Origin of the sequence: Komagataeibacter rhaeticus (assembly GCF_003207855.1) — a bacterium.
Taxonomy (GTDB): Bacteria; Pseudomonadota; Alphaproteobacteria; order Acetobacterales; family Acetobacteraceae; genus Komagataeibacter; species Komagataeibacter rhaeticus.
Map to the genome: position 1 here is coordinate 1 of NZ_NKTZ01000060.1, position 605 is coordinate 605.

At 69.9% G+C, this 605-nt stretch carries 1 protein-coding gene; it reads right to left on the minus strand.

Features of this window, described 5'->3' with window-relative positions:
• A partial coding sequence (locus tag CFR78_RS15945) for an AAA family ATPase (RefSeq protein ID WP_146221315.1) occupies nucleotides 1-605 on the minus strand: 605 nt, incomplete at both ends.

Consider the following 605-nt stretch of genomic DNA (forward strand, 5'->3'; position numbering starts at 1 on the left):
CCGGCCTCGATCGCCTGCAACTGCTCGGGATCACCCACCAGCACGACCTTGGCCCCGGCACCGCGCGCGGCCGACAGCACCCGCTCCATCTGCCGTGACCCCACCATGCCGGCCTCATCCACCACCAGCACGTCCCCGCGCTCCAGCAGGTCGAACCCACGCTCCCACGCCCGCTCCAGGGAGGCCAGCGTCCGGCTCTCGATCCCGGACCCCGCTTCCAGCCCTTCCGCCGCGATCCCCGACAGCGCCGCCCCGCGCACCCGATACCCAGCCTCTTCCCATGCCGCGCAGGCGACACCCAGCATGGTGCTCTTCCCCGTCCCGGCATACCCGACCACCACGGACAGGTCGCGGGACTTCGTGACCTCGCCTACCGCCAGCGCCTGCTCGTCCCCAAGCCCGTCCCGCGCCATCGCCACCCGACGCACCGCCAGCGGCACCGCATGACCCTGGGACCGCCCCATCGCAAGCGATGCCTCTTCCAGACGCTGCTCGACCCCGATCATCTCCCGTGTGGAAAACCGCTCCCGCCCATGCCCGTCTTTCCCAATGGCAACCAGATCCGGACACGCTTCCACCTGAACCATGACAGCACTGAACTGTTC